This window comes from Halomonas sp. CKK8 (assembly GCF_029625235.1).
GTDB lineage: Bacteria > Pseudomonadota > Gammaproteobacteria > Pseudomonadales > Halomonadaceae > Halomonas > Halomonas ventosae.
In genome coordinates this window covers 1,361,128-1,376,768 of sequence record NZ_CP121193.1, presented here as the reverse complement: position 1 = coordinate 1,376,768, position 15,641 = coordinate 1,361,128, and the positions used below count along the sequence as shown (strand labels likewise).

Below are 15,641 nucleotides of genomic sequence, written 5' to 3'. Positions count from 1 at the left end.
CAGCATGTGGCATCGCGTCGCGGACGGGGCCCGCGACCTCTCCGGGCGGTCTCGTCAGCGCACGCAGGGAGGGCCACGACGCGTCAGGACATCATGCGCGGCAACCGGGTGACGGGGCATGAGGGCCGAGAGGATCAGCCCCCTCGCCGCCACGCTCGGCCAGCGGGCGGCTCGCCGGACCCAGCGCACCAGGGCACGACGACGGGCATGCAGGCGGGAGCGCACGCGCAGCAGCGCCGGCACCAGGATACTGACCTGGGCGGCACGCTCGATGGGACGCAGAGACTCGACCTGGGCCAGGCTGGCCGGCAACAGGCATCCCACCAGCAACCCGGCCAGCCACCAGCGTGTCGCGCGGCGCCTGCGCCGGCTCCCGTGAGATCCGGCGCCGATGTCGGTGATGGCGGCTGGCATGCTGTCGATGGCCTCCCGTGCGTGCTAGGCTCTGGGTGTTCTATGGCCGCCCAGCGGTGGCGGCCGACGCGTATCGTCAGGGGCACGGCCCCCGAGAACCAAGCTGATGAGTATAAAGGTTAAGCGGTTCAGAGCACAGCCCATGTCCCGGCTGCTGGAGGGCCGCGGCGAACTGGGGTCGCTGATGCGCATGGCCACCCTGATCGAGCGCGCCCAGCGCCACCTGCGGGAGCACCTGCCCGAGGAGATGCGCGAGCACCTGTTCGTCGGCGGCTATCACCAGGGCCGCCTGGCCCTGATCACCGATCGCGCCGTCTGGCTGACCCGGCTGCGCTATGAACAGCCTCGCCTGCTCCAGCTGCTGCACCAGCTGCCCGGCTTCGAGTCGGTGACCGGCTTCACCCTCAAGGTCCGACCGGTGCGGCCGACCCGCCCTCCCCTGCGCCAGGTTCGCCACCTGCCGGAACGGGCCGCCGACGAGATCTCCAGCTGTGCCGAGGATGTCGACGACCCGGGGCTCAAGCGCGCCCTGGAGCGGTTGGCGGCCCACGCTGAACGCAAGCCGTAGGCGGGAAGCCAGGATGGCCTCGCCCCGTCGTGAAACGACCCCGCCGGGGCTACCGGCGGGGTCGTTGTCTCTTCAGGCGTCGGGGCTGTAGCGTCTCGCCTTCGGCGATGCCGGTCAGGCCATGGCCGGTGCGGAATAGGAGATCGGCGCCTTCTCGGACTCACCCTCGAAGGTGACGAGCTCCCAGGCCTCCGGCTGGGCCAGCAGGGCACGGCAGAGCTGGTTGTTCAGGGCATGGCCGGACTTCACCCCGCGGAACTCGCCGATCAGGCTATGACCTAGCTGGTAGAGGTCACCGATGGCATCGAGCACCTTGTGCTTGACGAACTCATCGTCATAGCGCAATCCGCCCTCGTTCACGATGCGATAGTCGTCGACCACGATGGCGTTGTCGAGGCTGCCGCCCAGCGCCAGGTTGTTCGCGCGCAGGTACTCCAGGTCGCGCATGAAGCCGAAGGTGCGGGCCCGAGACACCTCCTTGACGAAGGAGGTGGTGGAGAAGTCCACCATGGCGGTCTGGGACTGGTCCTCGAAGACCGGATGGTCGAAGTCGATGGCGAAGGAGACCTTGAAGCCCTGGTGGGGCAGGAAGATCGCCTCCTTGTCGTCCTCGCGCACCACGATCTCTCGCTTGATGCGGATGAACTTCTTGGGGGCACCCTGCTCCGCGATGCCCGCCGACTGGATCAGGAACACGAAGGGGCCCGCGCTGCCATCCATGATCGGCACCTCGGGGGCGCTCACGTCGACGTAGGCATTGTCGATGCCGAGGCCCGCGAAAGCCGACATCAGGTGCTCGACGGTGGCGACCTTGACCCCGCCCGCGGAGAGCGCGGTGCACAGGGTGGTATCGGTGACGTTCTCCGCGCGCGCCGGTACCTGCACCTCGGGCTCCAGGTCGGTTCGCACGAAGACGATGCCGGTATCCACCGGAGCCGGCCGAAGGGTCAGGTAGACCTTCTTGCCGGAGTGCAGGCCGACGCCGGTGGCGCGGATGACATTCTTCAGGGTTCGTTGTCTGATCATGGTCGGTCGCCAGGCAGTCATTGGTTATCAAACACCGTTCACTATAACACCGAACGGACGTTTCAACAAAGAAAGCTCACCCGGCGCCCTTTATTCCCGTGATAGCACGAATCAATCGGCCTGCCGCCGCAGGAAGGCCGGAATGTCCAGGTAGTCGTCGAGCTCCTGGGACTTGCGCTTCTCCGGCTGCGGCCTGGGCGCCTCCTGGGCCTCGGGCTTGGGCGCCGCGGCCTGGCCGCGGCTGACCGCCGCCTGGGGACGCTGGCGATAGCCGCTGGCCTCGGCACGGCGCGCGGTCTCGCGGGAGGCGGGCTTCTGGGCCTTGTTGCCCTCGAGGCCGGCCGCCACCACGGTGACGCGCAGCTCGTCGGTCATGTCCATGTCGATGGAGGTGCCGACCACGATGGTGGCGTCCTGGGAGGCGAACTCCTGAACGGTGGCACCCACATCGTTGAACTCGCCGATGGAGAGGTCCGGGCCGGCAGTGATGTTGACCAGGATGCCGCGGGCACCGTGCAGGTCGATGTCCTCGAGCAACGGGCTGCGGATGGCCTTCTCGGCGGCCTCGCGGGCACGGTTCTCCCCGGTGGCCCCGCCGGTGCCCATCATCGCCATGCCCATCTCGGACATCACGGTGCGCACGTCGGCGAAGTCGACGTTGATGATGCCCGGGCTGGTGATCAGCTCGGCGATGCCCTGCACGGCCCCGAGCAGCACGTCGTTGGCTGCACTGAAGGCGGTGAGCAGGGTCGCGCTCTTGCCCAGCACCGAGAGCAGTTTCTCGTTGGGGATGGTGATCAGCGAGTCGACGTGCTCGGAGAGCTCCTTCATGCCCTCCTCGGCGGCCCGCATGCGCTTGGGCCCCTCGAAGGGGAAGGGACGGGTCACCACCGCCACGGTGAGGATGCCCAGCTCCTTGGCCACCTGGGCGACGACGGGTGCGCCACCGGTTCCGGTCCCGCCGCCCATGCCGGCGGTGATGAAGACCATGTCGGCGCCGCCGAGCAGTTCCGCGATGCGCTCGCGGTCCTCCATGGCGGCCTGGCGGCCGACATCGGGATTGGCGCCGGCCCCGAGGCCCTTGGTGATCTCGCTGCCGAGCTGGAGCACCGTCTTGGCGGCGACCCGCTTGAGGGCCTGGGCATCGGTATTGGCGCAGATGAACTCGACGCCCTCGATGTTGCTCTCGACCATGTGGTTGACGGCGTTGCCGCCGCCGCCCCCGACACCGATGACCTTGATGACCGCACTGCTTGAGGGTGCGCTATCTACCAGTTCGAACATAAGTCCCGTCTCCTGGACCGCGACCGCGGCCCTGTCAGAAATTTCCTTTGAACCAGCCCTTGATCCTTGCCAGCGCCGGAATCCCTTCCCCTGCGTCACGCCGGGTGATGTCGTCACGCCTCGGTTGCGCCGGGATGATGCCTCCAGGCCCCTGACGGCCATGCCCTTGACGGGTTTCCAGTAGAGCGTAATGCAGCAGACCGACACCCGTCGAATAAATCGGGTTGCGGACCACGTCGGCCAGCCCGCGCACGTTCTGCGGGCAGGCAATGCGTACCGGCATGTGGAAGATCTCCTCGGCCAGCTCGACCACCCCCTCCATGCGCGAGGTGCCCCCGGTGAGCACCACGCCGGCGGCCACCAGGTCCTCGTAGCCGCTGCGACGCAGCTCGTCCCGCACCAGGGTGAAGAGCTCCTCGTAGCGCGGCTCCACCACCTCGGCCAGCGACTGGCGGGAGAGGTCCCGGGCTGGCCGGTCGCCGACGCTCGGCACCTTGATCATCTCGTCGCTGGAGGCCAGCTGGGTCAGGGCGCAGGCGTACTTGACCTTGATCTCCTCGGCATGCTGGGTAGGCGTGCGCAGCGCCATGGCGATGTCGTTGGTGACCTGGTCGCCGGCGATGGGAATCACTGAGGTATGGCGAATGGCGCCCTCGGTGAACACCGCGATGTCGGTGGTGCCGCCACCGATGTCCACCATGCAGACCCCGAGCTCACGCTCGTCCTCGGTGAGGACCGCATGGCTGGAGGCCAGCTGCTCGAGGATGATCGAGTCCACCTCGAGACCACAGCGGCGTACGCACTTCTCGATGTTCTGGACGGCATTGAGGGCGGCAGTGACCAGGTGGACCCGCGCCTCGAGGCGCACGCCGGACATGCCGAGTGGCTCCCGGATACCGCCCTGGGTGTCGATCGCGAACTCCTGGGGAAGGACATGCAGCACGCGCTGGCCTTCCGAGATCGCCCGCGCCCGGGCGGAGTCGATGACACGGTCGATGTCGGAGGAGGCGACCTCGCGCTCCTTGATGGCCACCACGCCGTCCGAATTCATCGAACTGATGTGGCTGCCGGCAATGCCCACATAGACCGAATGGATGTCACAGCCGGCCATCAGTTCGGCTTCCTCCACGGCGCGCTGGATGGACTGCACCGTGGATTCGATATTGATCACCACGCCCTTCTTCATGCCACGTGACGGATGTGAGCCGATACCGGCGATTTCGATCCCGCCATCGTCGGTGGGCTGCCCCACGATCGCCACGACCTTGGATGTTCCGATATCCAGCCCGACTACCATATTGGACACATTGGATGGACCTGCCATGAGCCGGGAAGTCTCCTCGAACCTGACCCCGAAGGGGAAGATTAATCCTGAAAAGTAGGCCTGGGCCAATTATAGGAACAACTTGAGTTGTTCCACCAGCCCGATTGCCGAATCACCCGACACGATACGGCGAATTTGTCACGAAAGAAACACCCGAAATGCCGCCCGGACAACCGCATTATCTCCTGACGCCGTCAGCTCTCCGCCGACGACTCTTCCTCCACCGGCTCGGTCTGGCCGTGCCAGGCCACGGCGACCCCGTTGGGATATCGCAGGTCGATGTAGCGGATGTGCGACGCCAGGGGACCCAGCTCACGTTGCCAGGCGGCGGCCAGGCGTCCCAGCCGGGCGCGGCGGTCATTGCGACCGAGCATCACCCAGACGCCGCTGTCGAGCTGGAAGCGCCAGGCCCCGCGGGGTTCGAGGCGCAGCTGGCGCACCTCGAGCCCCTGGGTGGCGAACTGGGCGGCGAGCCGGGCATGGTAGCCCAGCACCTCGGCCCCGCTGCCGGGCGGGCCGGCGAGGTCCGGCAGGTCGTCGGGCGGCGACACCGGGCCGAAGGCAAAGGGCTCGCCCTCGGGGTTGAGCAACTGGGCGTCGTTCCAGCGCGCCACCGGCACCTGCTCGACCAGGTCGAAGGTCAGCGCATCGGGCCACTCGCGGCTGACGCGCACTTCGGCCAGCCAGCCGATATCCCGGGCCTGCTGGCGCAGCACGGACAGGTCGACGGATAGCCAAGTCTGCCCCTGGATCAGGGGGGCCAACTGGTTGCGAAGGTAGTCGGCGCTGACATGGTGAAGCTCGCCCCCCACCGAGACTCGCTCGATGGGCCGATCGAGCCAGACCCACAGCGCCCGCCCCCCGGCACCCAGCAGCAGGGCAAGCAGGAGGACGCCGACGAAGCTTCCACGCGGTGCCATGGGCTAGTGCCGCTCCCCGGCCGTGTCGAGAATGCGCAGCACCAGGGCATCGAAGTCGATGCCGGCATGGGCCGCCGCCTGGGGCACCAGGCTGTGGTCGGTCATCCCCGGCACGGTATTGACCTCGATCAGCCAGAAGCGCCCTTCGGCGTCACGCATCACGTCGACCCGCCCCCATCCCTCTGCGCCGATGGCCTCGAAGGCCCCCCGACAGAGTGCGGCGAGCTCGGCCTCCTCGTCGCCGGAGAGACCGCACGGCAGATGGTAGCGGGTCTCGTCGGAGAGATACTTGGCCTCGTAGTCGTAGAAGCCGCTGGGTACCTCGACGCGGATCGCCGGCAGGACATCGCCCGCCAGCAGCGACACCGTGTACTCCTCTCCCCTGACGAAGCGCTCGGCCATCACTCGCGCATCGAAGCGGGCGGCATCGCGGTAGGCCGACTCCAGCGCCTCGCGGCTCTCGACGATGCTGATGCCCAGGGTCGAGCCCTCGTGGACCGGCTTGACGATCAGCGGCAGGCCGAGGCGCTCGACCACCGCCGACCAGTCGGCCTTCGGACCGAGCATCACGCTCTCCGGGGTCGGCAGGCCAAGAGCCTGCCAGATCAGCTTGGTGCGCTGCTTGTCCATGCCCAGCGCCGAGGCCAGCACGCCGCTGCCGGTGTAGGGGATGCCCAGCAGCTCCAGCGCCCCCTGCAGGGTACCGTCCTCGCCACCCCTTCCGTGCAGGGCGATGAAGACCCGGTCGGGGGCCAGGGCCTCAAGCCCCACCAGCCCGCCGTCGGCGGGATCGTAGCCGATGGCGTCCACCCCCGAGCGCGTCAGGGCCGCGAGCACCGCGGCACCGCTCTTCAGCGACACATCGCGCTCCGCGGAGTCCCCGCCATAGAGCACCACCACCCGGCCGACATCATGCGTCATAGTGTCACCTCGTCGAGCGCCAGGGCGGCATCGGCCAGGTGCTGGGCGATGCCGCCCACGTCGCCCGCCCCCTGGGTAATCAGGATATCGCCGGGACGCAGCACCCGGGCGAGCAGCCCCGGCAGTTCGCTCTTGTCCTGGACGAAGATCGGGTCGACTGTCCCGCGCTGGCGGATCGAGCCCGCCAGGGTGCGCCCGTCGGCGCCGGGCACCGGCGCCTCCCCGGCGCTGTAGACGTCGAGCAGCAGCAGGGTGTCCACCCCGGCCAGCACCCGCACGAAGTCCTCGTAGAGGTCGCGGGTACGCGAGTAGCGGTGCGGCTGGTAGACCATCACCAGGCGCCGCTCGGGCCAGCCCGCCCGCACGGCGTCGATCACCATCGCCACCTCGCGGGGATGGTGGCCATAGTCGTCCACCAGCATCACCTCGCCCCCGCCCTGCGGGGCCGGGAATTGGCCATGCACCTGGAAGCGTCGCCCCACCCCCTCGAAGCTCGCCAGGCCCCGCAGGATGGCGTCATCCTCGACCCCTGCGTCGCTGGCCACGGCGATCGCCGCCAGGGCGTTGAGCGCATTATGACGCCCCGGCATGGCCAGGCGTACCGCGAGCGGCGCCAGCCCTTCGGGGCGCACCGCGGTGAAGTGCACCTCGCCGGCCTGCTGGACGAAGCCCTCGATGCGGTAGTCGGCATCCTCGCTGAAGCCGTAGGTGACGAACTGGCGGCTGACCCGGTCGAGCAGGCCGCGCACATGGGCATCGTCGATGCACAGGATCGCCAGGCCATAGAACGGCAGGTTGTGCAGGAACTCGATGAAGGTGCCCTTGAGCCGTTCGAAATCGCCGCCGTAGGTCGCCATGTGATCGGCATCGATGTTGGTGACGATGGCCACCATGGGCTGCAGGTGCAGGAAGGAGGCATCCGACTCGTCGGCCTCCGCCACCAGGTAGTCGCCCTCCCCCAGCCGCGCATTGGTGCCGGCACTGGTCAGCCGTCCGCCGATCACGAAGGTGGGGTCCAGCCCGCCCTCGCCCAGCAGGGTCGCGGTGAGGCTGGTGGTGGTGGTCTTGCCATGGGTGCCGGCCACGGCGATGCCGTGGCGGAAGCGCATCAGCTCGGCGAGCATCTCCGCGCGGCGCACTACCGGCACGCGGTGCTCGTGGGCCCAGCGGATCTCGGGGTTGGTCTCGTCCACCGCGGTGGAGACCACCACCACGTCGGCGTCCGCGGCATGCTCGGCGGCATGGCCGATGGCCACGCGGATGCCGCAGCGGCGCAGGCGGGCCACCACCGGGGAGGCCTTCAGGTCGCTGCCGCTGACCGCATAGCCCTGGTTGGCCAGCACCTCGGCGATGCCGCACATGCCGGCACCGCCAATGCCGACGAAATGGATGCGCCGGATACGACGCATGCCCAGCCCCCGTCCGGGATGGGGGGGCGTGGCCTGACCGGGAACCGGTCCGAGGGTCTCATCGCTCAAAGCCTGTCTCCATGCAACCGGCCACCAGGCGCTCGACGGCATCGAGATGGGCACAGCCACGGGCCCGTGCCGCCATGGTGGCGAGAGTGTCGGGGTCCAGCAGCGACGCCAGGCACTCGGCCAGCGTCGCCGCGCTCATCTCCTGCTGGGGCATCAGTCGCGCCGCCTGCTCGTCGACCAGGGCCCGGGCGTTGGCCGTCTGGTGATCGTCCACCGCATAGGGGAAGGGCACGAAGAGCGCCGGCTTCGCGGCGGCGGCCAGCTCCGCCACGGTCAGGGCACCGGCGCGGCACACCACCAGATCGGCCCAGGCGTAGGCGCCGGCCATGTCGTCGATAAAGGCCGTGACGTCGGCCTCGACGCCCTGCTCGCGGTAGGCCTCACGGGTGGCCGTATCCTTGTCGCGGCCAGCCTGGTGGCGTACCTCGGGGCGAGCAGTCTCGGGCAGCCGGGCGAGCGCCTCGGGCAGCCGCTCGTTGAGGGCCTGCGCCCCCAGGGAACCGCCCACCACCAGCAACCGCAGCCGCCGTCCGGCCATCTCGTCCACACGCCGCGGGACCTCGCCGAGCCGGGCGATCTCGTCGCGCACCGGGTTGCCGACCACCTCGGCCCGACCGGGGAAGGCCTGGGGAAAGGCCGCATAGACGCGACGCGCCAGGCGTGACAGCGCCCGGTTGGTGAGCCCCGCCACGGCGTTCTGCTCGTGGATGACCAGCGGCCGGCGGGTCAGCCAGGCCGCCAGGCCGCCGGGCCCGCTGGCGAAACCGCCCAGCCCGACCACCAGCTGGGGGTCGACGTCGCGGATCACCCGAGTCGCCTGCCAGACCGCCCGGGCCAGGTTGAAGGGGGCCAGCAGCCAGCCGGCCAGGCCATTGCCCCGCAGCCCGCTCACCGCGATACGGTGCAGCGGGATACCGGCCTCGGGGACCAGGCGGTTCTCGATCCCGCGCGGGCTGCCCAGCCAGGCGACCTGCACGCCCTGCGCCGCCAGCCCGCGGGCCAGGGACAGGGCCGGGATGACGTGCCCCCCCGTGCCGCCGGCCATGATCAGCACGCGGCGTTCCTCGCGTCGACTCATGTTGCGCGTCCTTGTGTCCTGCCGGGCGATGGCGCCCGGGATGCCGTGGGCCTGACCCGGCGCACGACCTGGCGGGTCTCGATGTCGGCGCGCAGCAGCAGCGCCATCATCACGCAGCTCACCACCAGGCTCGAGCCGCCATAACTGAGCAGCGGCAGGGTCAGCCCCTTGGTGGGCAGCATCCCGGTACTCACCGCGATGTTGATGAAGGCCTGGGCCCCGATGACCAGGGCGACGCCGTAACTCACGTAGGCGGCGAAGGCCAGGCCGGCCAGTTCGGCCCGCCGTCCCACCGCCATGGCGCGCCACACCAGCAGGGCGAAGAGCCCCACCACGGCGATGGCGCCCAGCAGGCCGAGCTCCTCGGCCAGCACGGCGAAGACGAAGTCCGTGTGGGCCTCGGGCAGGTAGAACAGCTTCTGCACGCTGTTGCCCAGCCCCATGCCCAGCCAGTGCCCGCGACCGAAGGCGATCAGCGCCTGGGTCAGCTGGTAGCCACTGGCGAACTGGTCGGCCCAGGGGTCGGCGAAGCTCGTCAGGCGCGCCATCCGGTAGGGTTCGGCCACGGCGGCCAGGGCCCCGAGGGCACCCACCAGCAGCAGCAGCACGAGGAAGCGCCCCCAGGGGGCACCGGCCATCAGCAGCATGCCCATCACCGCGCCGGTCATCACCACCACGGCACCGTAGTCAGGCTCGAGGATCAGCAGCCCCGCGATCACCGCCATCACCGCCAGGGGACGCAGGAAGGCCCCCCACTGGCGACGCACCAGGGGCAGGAAGCGCTCCAGGTAGCCGGCCAGGTAGACGATCAGGCAGAACTTGGCGACCTCGGAGGCCTGCAGGTTGAAGGGCAGGCCCGGCACGGAGAGCCAGCGGCGGCTGCCATTGACCTCGCGGCCCACCAGCAATACCAGCAGGAGGAGGACTAGCCCCACCAGTAGCAGCAGTGGGCCATTGGCCTTCCACCAGGCCAGCGGCACCCTCAGGGCCAGGGCCGCGACGGCCAGCGCCACCAGCAGGAAGATGCCGTGGCGCAGGCTGAAGTACCAGGCATTGCCGGTGAGGCTCGAGGCCACCTCGCTGGACGCCGAGGTCACCATCACCCAGCCGATCAGCAGCAGAGCGAAGGAGGCCAGCACCAGCCAGCCGTCGAAGGCGTGATCGGCGGTGCTCAGCCGCTGGCGCAGACGGGACAGCCGGCTCATGCCGCCTCCCCGGCGAGGCGCTTCACTGCCCGGCGAAAGGCCTCGCCACGCGCCTGGTAGTCGGTGAACTGGTCGAGGCTGGCACAGGCGGGTGACAGCAGCACGCAATCCCCGGGCGCGGCGACCTCCACCGCCCGCGCCAGGGCCGCCTGCAGGTCCGCGACCCGGGTCACCGGCAGCCGGCCATGCAGGGCCTGGTCCAGCTGCGCGGCATCCCGGCCGAAGAGGATCGCCTCGCGGCCGTAACGCGCCAGGGGCGCCGCCAGGGGGTGGAAGTCGGCGCCCTTGCCCACCCCGCCGGCCAGCAGGATCAGCCGTCCCTCGAGGGTCGGCCCCAGTCCCTCGATGGCGGCCAGGGTAGCACCGACGTTGGTGCCCTTGGAGTCGTTGATCCAGCGCACTCCCTCGACCTCCGCCACCAGCTCGCCGCGATGGGGCAGCCCGGGGAAGTGCCGCAGCACCTCGCGCATGGCATCGAGCGGCAGGCCCAGGCGATGGCCCATGGCCAGCGCCGCCAGGGCATTGGCCTGGTGGTGGCGCCCCGGCAGGCGCATCTCGTCGGCGGGCAGCAGCGGCTTGTCGCCGTGCACCAGCCAGTCACGCCCGGCGCGCCGGGCGATGCCCCAGTCCTCGCCCTGGGGAGAGCGGGTGGTGAAGCGGTCCAGAGCCGGCAGCGGCCCGTCCGGCCAGGTACCGGGGTCGTCGGCATTGACCACGCCGTGCCGGGCGCCGCGGAAGATACCCAGCTTGGCGGCGCGGTAGCCGGCCATGTCGCCATGGCGGTCCAGGTGGTCCTCGGAGAGGTTGAGGAAGGCGGCCGTCTCGGCCCCCAGGCGCGGGGTGGTCTCGAGCTGGAAGCTGGAGAGCTCCAGCACGAAGAGCTCGGCATCCGGTGCCGCGTCGAGCAGGTCGAGCGCCGGGGTCCCCAGGTTGCCGCCCACCACCGCCCGCACCCCGGCCTCGCGGGCCATCTCGCCCACCAGGGTGGTCACGGTCGACTTGGCGTTGGAGCCGGTGATGGCGGCGATGGGTGCACGGGCCGCGCGCACGAAGAGGGCGATCTCCCCCACCAGCAGCGGCTCGGCGGTGGCCTCGCGGGTGCGCCCCGCCAGCGCCTCGAGGCCCGGCGCGTGCGGGTCGACGCCGGGACTGACCACCACCTCCTCCACCTCGGCGAGGTCCAGGGCGGTGAGCGGGCCGCAGTGGACCTCGATGGCCGGGTGGACGGCCTGGAAGTCCGCCAGGCCCGGCGGCGCAGCACGGGTATCGGCGACCATGTAGGGGACCCCGAGCCGGCCGAGGTGGCGGCAGATGGCCCGCCCGGAGAGCCCGAGCCCGACCACCAGCGTGGTTCCCTTCGGCACCTTGACCATGTTGAGCTCCTTGCGGATGGCGAATCGGTCCCCGGGGATCAGCGGACCTTGAGGGTGGCCAGGCCGATCAGCACCAGCACCACGGTGATGATCCAGAAGCGCACGATGACCCGCGGCTCGGGCCAGCCCTTGAGCTCGTAGTGGTGGTGCAGCGGCGCCATCCGGAAGATGCGCCGCCCGGTGAGCTTGTAGGAGCCCACCTGCAGGATCACCGAGACGGTCTCCATGACGAAGATGCCGCCCATGATGAACAGCACGATCTCCTGGCGAACGATCACCGCCACCACGCCGAGGGCTGCGCCAAGGGCCAGGGCCCCCACGTCGCCCATGAACACCTGGGCCGGGTAGGTGTTGAACCACAGGAAGCCCAGGCCGGCCCCGGCGATGGTGGCACAGAACACGGCCAGCTCGCCCGCCCCGGGAATGAAGGGGATCTGCAGGTAGTCGGCGAACACCGTGTTGCCGCTGGCATAGGCGAAGACCGCCAGGCCCATGGCCACCAGCACCGTGGGCATGATCGCCAGGCCATCGAGCCCGTCGGTCAGATTGACCGCGTTGGAGCTGCCGACGATCACCAGGTAGGTGAGCACCATGTAGAACACCCCCAGGGGCAGCACGAACTCCTTGAAGAGCGGCACGATCAGGCTGGTCTCCACCGGCGAGGCGGCGGTGACGTAGAGCAGCACGGCGGCCGCCACGCCGATCAGCGACTGCCAGAAGTACTTCCAGCGCGCCGGCAGGCCCCGGGGGTTCTTCTCCACCACCTTGCGGAAGTCGTCCACCCAGCCGATGGCACCGAAGCCCAGGGTCACCGCCAGCACCAGCCAGACGTAGTGGTTGGTGAGATCCCCCCACAGCAGGGTGCTCACGGCGATGGCCATCAGGATCATGGCGCCGCCCATGGTGGGGGTGCCGGCCTTGGAGAGGTGGGACTGGGGGCCGTCGTCGCGCACCGCCTGGCCGATCTGTCGCTCCACCAGGCGGCGGATCATCACCGGCCCGAGCCACAGGCAGAGCACCAGGGCGGTCAGGGTCCCCAGGATCATGCGCAGGGTCAGATAGTTGAAGACGTTGAAGGCACTCTGGAATTGCGCCAGGAAATCAGCCAGAAAGAGCAGCATGTATCGCGTTCACCTTGAAGCATCCGCACGCAGGACCGCCACGACGCGTTCCATGCCGGCGCTGCGCGAGCCCTTGACCAGCACGCTGGCCCCGGGCGGTAGATGGTGGAGGACGTGGCGCATCAGCGCCTCCCGATCGTCGAAATGGACCCCGCCTTCGCCGAAGGCCCGGCTGGCCGGCCTCGCCGGCTCGCCGAGGGTGCCCAGGAAATCGATTCCCCGTTCCCGCGCGTAGTGTCCAAGCTCGGCGTGCAGCCGGTCGGACTCGCCCCCCAGTTCTCCCATGGCGCCCAGCAGGCACCAGTGCGGGCCGGGCAGCGTCACCAGGACGTCGAGCGCCGCCTTCACCGCGCCGGGGTTGGCATTATAGGTATCGTCCAGCAGCCGCGAGTCGTTGAGGCCCTCCACGACGCTCAGCCGTCCCGGCATGGGTGCCACCGCCTCGAGCCCGGCCAGTACCTCTCGCTCACCCAGCCCCATGGCCAGGGCCGCGGCCGCGGCCGCCAGGGCGTTGGCGACGTTGTGGCGCCCCAGCAGGGCCAGCCGGACGCGCCCGATCTCGCGGCCGTCCCGGACAAGCGTGAAAGCATAGCGTCCGACGGCGTCACAGGCCAGCGCCTCGGCTCGCAGGCGAGCCCGCGCATCCAGGCCGAAGTCGAGCACCTCGCGAGGCGCCGCCAGGCGCGCCCAGGTGGCGAAGAAGGCATCGTCGCGGTTGAGCACCGCCACGCCGTCGGCCGGCAGGCCGGCCAGGATCTCCGCCTTGGCCTGGGCGATACGGCCCATGCCGCCGAACTCGCCCACGTGGGCCCCGGTGACGTTGGTGATCACCGCTACCCGGGGCTCGGCCAGGGTCGTGGTCCAGGCGATCTCGCCGAGGTGGTTGGCACCCAGCTCCACCACGGCCTGGCGGTGACCGGGCTCCAGCGCCAGCAGGGTGAGGGGCGCGCCGATGTCGTTGTTCAGGTTGCCCTGGGTGGCCAGGGTCGACCCGCTCTGCTCGAGCAGGGTCGCCAGCATCTGCTTGACCGTGGTCTTGCCGCTGTTGCCGGTCACGGCGACCAGGGGGCCGCCCCAGGCGCGCCGCCGGGCACGCGCCAGCAGCCCCAGGGCCAGCCGGGTGTCGGCCACCAGCAGCTGGGGGAACGGGGCATCCATCGACCGCTCTGCCGTTCCCTCGACCACGGCCGCCACGGCACCGGCCTCCCGCGCCTGGTCCAGGAAGTCGTGGGCATCGAAGCGCTCGCCCCTGAGCGCCACGAACAGGCTTCCCGGGGCCAGGCGGCGGGTATCGGTGACGATCTCACCGATGGGCAGGTCCTCGGGCGGTGCCGGCAGGCCCAGGGCCGCGGCGACCTCGCCCAGCGTGGTCAGCCCGCTGCCGCTCATGGCTCGCCCTCCCCGGGGGCCCTGTCCGCGCCCCATCCGGCCAGCGCCCGCTCGGCCTCGGCCAGGTCCGAGAAGGGATGGCGTACCCCCCTGACCTCCTGGTAGTCCTCGTGTCCCTTGCCGGCGATCAGCACCACGTCGTCGGGGCCGGCCTCGGCCAGCGCCCGGGCGATCGCCGCGCCCCGCCCGGCCAGTTCGAGGACCCCGTTGCGCTGGGGCTCTTCCAGGCCCGCGAGGACCTGGGCGCGGATCGCCGCCGGGTCCTCGCCGCGCGGGTTGTCGTCGGTCACCACCAGCACGTCGGCATAGCGCGCCGCGGCCTGTGCCATCAGCGGACGCTTGCCGGTGTCGCGGTCGCCGCCGCAGCCGAACAGGCACCACAGCCGGCCGTCGCCCGGCAGGTGGGCGCGCAGCGCCGCGAGGGCACTGTCGAGGGCATCCGGGGTATGGGCATAGTCGATGACCACCGTGGGGCCTCCCGGCCGGGTCAGGCGCTGCATGCGACCGGGCACCGGGGCGAGGTCGGCTGCCGCCGCGAACAGCGCCTCCAGGGGGTGGCCCAGGCCGTGCAGGGTGGCAATGGCCAGCAGCACGTTATCCAGGTTGAAGCGTCCCATCACGCCGAGCTCGAGCACCCGCTCCCCCTCCGGCGTGGCGATGAGCGCCCGCTGCCCCTCGGCATGGGGCACCCAGTCGATGACGCGCAGGGTCACCGCCTCGTCCTCGCCGACGGCCAGCACACGCACGTGGCGGTGCACGCCGGCGAGCATCAGGCGCGCCAGCGGGTCGTCCCCGTTGACCACCGCGAGCTCGAGCTCATGGCGCCGGAACAGCCGCGCCTTGGCGGCGGCATAGGCCGCCATGCTGCCGTGGTAGTCCAGGTGGTCACGGCTGAGGTTGGTGAACACCGCCGCGTGCACCCGACAGCCATCGAGGCGGCCCTGCTCCAGCGCATGGGAGGAGACCTCCATGGCCACCCGGCGGACGCCGTCGGCGACCAGTTCCCCCAGCGCGGCCTGCAGGGCCAGGGGCCCCGGCGTGGTCAGCCGGCCGGCCGCCAGGCGCCCCGGCCGGCCGTGCCCCAGGGTGCCGATCAGCCCGGCGTCCACCCCGAGGGCAATGCTCAACTCGGCCAGGTAGTGGGTCACCGAACTCTTGCCGTTGGTGCCGGTGACCCCGACCAGTTCCAGGTCACGGGGCACGGCAAACAGCAGCTGGCCCAGTTCGCCCTGGGCCTCGCGCAGCCCTGGCAGCCACAGCACCCGGGGGTCGTCGGGCCCGGGCGCCCCGTCGTCATGGGCCAGTACCAGCGAGGCCCCGGCCTCGAGGGCCGCCGGGATGAAGTCGCGGCCATCCGCCGCCACGCCCGGCACCGCCACGAAGACATCGCCCACGGCCAGCCGGCGACTGTCGAGTACCAGCCGGACGGCATCCGGCAGGGTGAGCCGTGCCAGGGCATGGCAACGGTCGGGCCAGAGCCCGGTCAGGCCTGCCTCGAGTCGCTTGGCGGTCAGCTGCATCGCGTTCCCTCCCCAGGGCT

14 protein-coding genes are annotated in these 15,641 nt (G+C 70.4%); 1 reads left to right on the top strand and 13 read right to left on the bottom strand.

Annotated features, from left to right (window positions below; translation table 11 throughout):
• Nucleotides 1-54 precede the first annotated feature (54 nt).
• Nucleotides 55-414, bottom strand: a complete 360-nt coding sequence (locus P8934_RS06515; protein WP_133635882.1) for a hypothetical protein — start codon at nt 412-414, stop codon at nt 55-57.
• Nucleotides 415-556: 142 nt separating this feature from the next.
• On the opposite strand from P8934_RS06515, the gene P8934_RS06510 reads away from it, so the two are divergent.
• Nucleotides 557-982, top strand: coding sequence for a DciA family protein (locus P8934_RS06510; RefSeq protein ID WP_243737249.1), 426 nt, complete (start codon nt 557-559; stop codon nt 980-982).
• 114 nt (nt 983-1,096) lie between these two features.
• Here the strand turns inward: P8934_RS06510 and lpxC are convergent, their stop codons facing one another.
• From lpxC to P8934_RS06450, 12 genes are all read right to left on the bottom strand, one after another.
• Entirely contained in the window at nt 1,097-2,008 is a 912-nt protein-coding gene (gene lpxC / locus P8934_RS06505) for a UDP-3-O-acyl-N-acetylglucosamine deacetylase (protein WP_133635884.1), read from the bottom strand.
• Nucleotides 2,009-2,119: 111 nt separating this feature from the next.
• Nucleotides 2,120-3,292, bottom strand: a complete 1,173-nt coding sequence (gene ftsZ, locus P8934_RS06500; RefSeq protein WP_106229184.1) for a cell division protein FtsZ — start codon at nt 3,290-3,292, stop codon at nt 2,120-2,122.
• A 34-nt stretch (nt 3,293-3,326) separates the two neighbouring features.
• Complete coding sequence (gene ftsA, locus P8934_RS06495; protein WP_106229183.1) at nt 3,327-4,616, bottom strand: cell division protein FtsA; 1,290 nt, start codon at nt 4,614-4,616, stop codon at nt 3,327-3,329.
• A 194-nt stretch (nt 4,617-4,810) separates the two neighbouring features.
• On the bottom strand, nt 4,811-5,536 hold the full coding sequence (locus P8934_RS06490; RefSeq protein ID WP_278033442.1) for a cell division protein FtsQ/DivIB: 726 nt from the start codon (nt 5,534-5,536) through the stop codon (nt 4,811-4,813).
• Between the two features lie 3 nt (nt 5,537-5,539).
• Nucleotides 5,540-6,457 carry a D-alanine--D-alanine ligase gene (locus P8934_RS06485; protein ID WP_278033441.1) on the bottom strand — a complete coding sequence of 306 codons (918 nt, stop codon included), beginning with the start codon at nt 6,455-6,457 and terminating at the stop codon, nt 5,540-5,542.
• On the bottom strand, nt 6,454-7,866 hold the full coding sequence (gene murC / locus P8934_RS06480; RefSeq protein WP_278034006.1) for a UDP-N-acetylmuramate--L-alanine ligase: 1,413 nt from the start codon (nt 7,864-7,866) through the stop codon (nt 6,454-6,456). Before murC ends, P8934_RS06485 begins: the two co-directional genes overlap by 4 nt.
• Nucleotides 7,867-7,924: 58 nt before the next feature.
• On the bottom strand, nt 7,925-9,013 hold the full coding sequence (gene murG / locus P8934_RS06475) for an undecaprenyldiphospho-muramoylpentapeptide beta-N-acetylglucosaminyltransferase (protein ID WP_278033440.1): 1,089 nt from the start codon (nt 9,011-9,013) through the stop codon (nt 7,925-7,927).
• Nucleotides 9,010-10,218: a putative lipid II flippase FtsW gene (ftsW, locus tag P8934_RS06470; protein WP_278033439.1), complete on the bottom strand. Its 1,209-nt coding sequence runs from the start codon at nt 10,216-10,218 to the stop codon at nt 9,010-9,012. The genes murG and ftsW overlap by 4 nt, the downstream gene beginning before the upstream one ends.
• The gene (murD, locus tag P8934_RS06465; RefSeq protein WP_278033438.1) at nt 10,215-11,591 is read right to left on the bottom strand and encodes a UDP-N-acetylmuramoyl-L-alanine--D-glutamate ligase; all 1,377 of its coding nucleotides are present in this window, start codon (nt 11,589-11,591) and stop codon (nt 10,215-10,217) included. The genes ftsW and murD overlap by 4 nt, the downstream gene beginning before the upstream one ends.
• Before the next feature lie 38 nt (nt 11,592-11,629).
• Complete coding sequence (gene mraY, locus P8934_RS06460) at nt 11,630-12,712, bottom strand: phospho-N-acetylmuramoyl-pentapeptide-transferase (protein ID WP_106229177.1); 1,083 nt, start codon at nt 12,710-12,712, stop codon at nt 11,630-11,632.
• 9 nt (nt 12,713-12,721) lie between these two features.
• Nucleotides 12,722-14,101 (bottom strand): UDP-N-acetylmuramoyl-tripeptide--D-alanyl-D-alanine ligase, encoded by a 1,380-nt coding sequence (murF, locus tag P8934_RS06455; RefSeq protein ID WP_278033437.1) that lies wholly within the window; start codon nt 14,099-14,101, stop codon nt 12,722-12,724.
• Entirely contained in the window at nt 14,098-15,621 is a 1,524-nt protein-coding gene (locus P8934_RS06450) for a UDP-N-acetylmuramoyl-L-alanyl-D-glutamate--2,6-diaminopimelate ligase (protein WP_278033436.1), read from the bottom strand. Before P8934_RS06450 ends, murF begins: the two co-directional genes overlap by 4 nt.
• Nucleotides 15,622-15,641 lie beyond the last annotated feature (20 nt).

Bases quoted from the DNA above. Each gene is read 5' to 3' on its own strand.
- P8934_RS06485 (WP_278033441.1), bottom strand. From the start codon at position 6,457: ATGACGCATGATGTCGGCCGGGTGGTGGTGCTCTATGGCGGGGACTCC.
- mraY (WP_106229177.1), bottom strand. From the start codon at position 12,712: ATGCTGCTCTTTCTGGCTGATTTCCTGGCGCAATTCCAGAGTGCCTTC.
- ftsZ (WP_106229184.1), bottom strand. From the start codon at position 3,292: ATGTTCGAACTGGTAGATAGCGCACCCTCAAGCAGTGCGGTCATCAAG.
- P8934_RS06510 (WP_243737249.1), top strand. From the start codon at position 557: ATGTCCCGGCTGCTGGAGGGCCGCGGCGAACTGGGGTCGCTGATGCGC.
- murD (WP_278033438.1), bottom strand. From the start codon at position 11,591: ATGGTCAAGGTGCCGAAGGGAACCACGCTGGTGGTCGGGCTCGGGCTC.
- murG (WP_278033440.1), bottom strand. From the start codon at position 9,013: ATGAGTCGACGCGAGGAACGCCGCGTGCTGATCATGGCCGGCGGCACG.
- P8934_RS06490 (WP_278033442.1), bottom strand. From the start codon at position 5,536: ATGGCACCGCGTGGAAGCTTCGTCGGCGTCCTCCTGCTTGCCCTGCTG.
- murC (WP_278034006.1), bottom strand. From the start codon at position 7,866: ATGCGTCGTATCCGGCGCATCCATTTCGTCGGCATTGGCGGTGCCGGC.
- murF (WP_278033437.1), bottom strand. From the start codon at position 14,101: ATGAGCGGCAGCGGGCTGACCACGCTGGGCGAGGTCGCCGCGGCCCTG.
- ftsW (WP_278033439.1), bottom strand. From the start codon at position 10,218: ATGAGCCGGCTGTCCCGTCTGCGCCAGCGGCTGAGCACCGCCGATCAC.
- ftsA (WP_106229183.1), bottom strand. From the start codon at position 4,616: ATGGCAGGTCCATCCAATGTGTCCAATATGGTAGTCGGGCTGGATATC.
- lpxC (WP_133635884.1), bottom strand. From the start codon at position 2,008: ATGATCAGACAACGAACCCTGAAGAATGTCATCCGCGCCACCGGCGTC.
- P8934_RS06515 (WP_133635882.1), bottom strand. From the start codon at position 414: ATGCCAGCCGCCATCACCGACATCGGCGCCGGATCTCACGGGAGCCGG.
- P8934_RS06450 (WP_278033436.1), bottom strand. From the start codon at position 15,621: ATGCAGCTGACCGCCAAGCGACTCGAGGCAGGCCTGACCGGGCTCTGG.